At 49.4% G+C, this 2,044-nt stretch carries 3 protein-coding genes; 1 reads left to right on the forward strand and 2 read right to left on the reverse strand.

All coding sequences use genetic code 11. The features are described 5' to 3' along the window. Positions 1-314 (forward strand): hypothetical protein (locus tag WCO51_12925; GenBank protein ID MEI6514157.1); only part of this gene is annotated, 314 nt, incomplete at its 5' end. Here WCO51_12925 and WCO51_12930 read toward each other — a convergent pair. Together WCO51_12930 and WCO51_12935 are read right to left on the reverse strand one after the other, a co-directional pair. Continuing rightward, on the reverse strand, positions 311-1,753 hold the full coding sequence (locus WCO51_12930; GenBank protein MEI6514158.1) for a phosphodiester glycosidase family protein: 1,443 nt from the start codon (positions 1,751-1,753) through the stop codon (positions 311-313). The two genes, WCO51_12925 and WCO51_12930, sit on opposite strands and share 4 nt — an antisense overlap. Positions 1,754-1,766: 13 nt before the next feature. Beyond that, a partial coding sequence (locus tag WCO51_12935; GenBank protein MEI6514159.1) for an MBL fold metallo-hydrolase occupies positions 1,767-2,044 on the reverse strand: 278 nt, incomplete at its 5' end.

Raw genomic sequence — 2,044 nt, forward strand, 5'->3', positions numbered from 1 at the left:
GAAAACAACTTGCGCTTGAGAAGAAGAAAGCAAAAGGCTCTCCCGCCGTAACAACCCCAACAAAACTCAGCGCCTATGAGCTATCGAAAGAGCGAAAGCGTGTGGTCGACCAAGTTTCGCAAGCGGAGGATGCCGTTCACAAGCTAGAAGAACGATTAAAAGAAATCGAAACCGCTCTGGCTACTCCAACCGTTACCGACGATGTTATGCGCCTCTCTAAAGAGCATGGAGAAGTCCAAATCGCCATCCATAATGCCCTTGAAGCCTGGGAGAAAGTCGTCTCCTACGCCCACTCCCTCGGCGTTGAGGTCTAATCCCCTGGTTCATCCGGAGTTTGAACAGACGGTGTCTGAGGTTGGGCAGATTGGGCAATATGGATAGCCGCTCGTAGAAGTCGGCCATTTACCCAAGCGGAAATGCACGCATCCCCTTCTCGAAAAGCATGAAACTTTCCATTTTGATCGATAAAACCAATTCCGGGGGTATTGCCCCAAACAATCTCATCATTATTCAAAGCCTTTTGTGTTTTATCACTTGTTACGGTAAATTGGCAACTTCCACCAATCTGCAGAGTAGCCTCGGCGGGTGTGATAGAAAACTCATCTTCAAGAGTATTAGCCCTAATCGGGGCAAGAACGGTAATAAGGTTGGAAATCGCACGCTCAGAGCCATCGGATGGATTGTTGATAATCGAACCGCGGGCAATCAACTCGGTTGAACCTCCGCCATCTAGATTAATAGCATTCACAACCCCTAATCCGAGCATATAACGAGCCAGATCATCGAGTGACATGCCTTTACTCATCGACTGCCGCCCATCGACTGCCAGTAGGATAAGCGCTCCCCCTTCCGTCACCCCAACAGCGCTTCGCGGATGACGATTTTTGTAAAACTTAGCTTCGAAACCTTGAGCTTCAGCATCGACAAAGACTTTGCCGTCTTTCACTAGCCACGGCCCGCCGCCGATTACTTCTTGGCACGACTTCCAAGACACTTCTTCATCAACTTGCATCCTGAGTTCGAGCTTAGCTCCCGCAGTAGCATGTTCACGAAGAAATTGAGAAGCAAGCCCTGTCGCAACCAATACCGCCCCTTGCTTTGGAATCACTGCCTCCATCACCTCTTGAGAATAGGTCCCGACCGTGCACGAAATCGTGCTTCCCACCGTAGGCGGTTTGCTCATGACAGGGATAGTGACTTTATCGATTAGAAAATTGGTTACAAGCCGAGTTCCAAAGATTGGGGTGAGGAGTATCGCCTCATCCCTTTTTGGAGTGCGATTGAGACCACCAAGGGGATAGGTAGACCCATCCGAAGCAACGATGACGGCATTCCATTTAGGCACTCCCATCACAACTTTACCGGCTGAATTCCACCCAACAGCCACTCGCCCCGGGTATGGTTCGCTAATAATTGTGTTACCGCGCACACAGAATCCTAACGGGTCACCGGTGTAGGGGAAGAAATCACCATTAATTGCCGCAACTGCCCGATGTCTACCCGAAGCGGATGAAAGCACCTCTCTGCCTTTAGTCGGATCTTCGGCAATAATCTGATCCTGAGCAAGCTCGACCGTCATTTGCGCTCCCAGACGCATGTCGATTCTAATCCAATGAGCCATGATCGGTGGATTACTTGAGATGTCTTGAAAAAGGAGCACTCCAGAACCTAACCCCTTTGAAGTGACCTGTCCCCAAGCGCAAATTGACGCTATAAGTAATAGAATGCCGAAATAAATCTTCCTTGTAGTCATACTTCTTCCTTACCTAAATCGTTACCTTCATCCCATCATATGCAAGCTCAACCCCGGACGGCAATGTCTTATTGACCTCGTCATGGTCGAAATCATGCGAAAGGTGAGTGAGCGCGGTGCGTTTGGGCTTTATACGGCTCACTACTTCCAGCGCCTGTTCGAGGTTGAAGTGAGTGGGATGCCGATTGAACCTTAACGCATCAAGTACTAAGAAGTCCAAGCCGCGCAATCGTTCCACTGATTTTTGAGGAATTCTGCTGACATCGGTGACATAAGCAAACCCGCCAAACC

Source organism: bacterium (assembly GCA_037131655.1).
GTDB lineage: Bacteria > Armatimonadota > Fimbriimonadia > Fimbriimonadales > JBAXQP01 > JBAXQP01.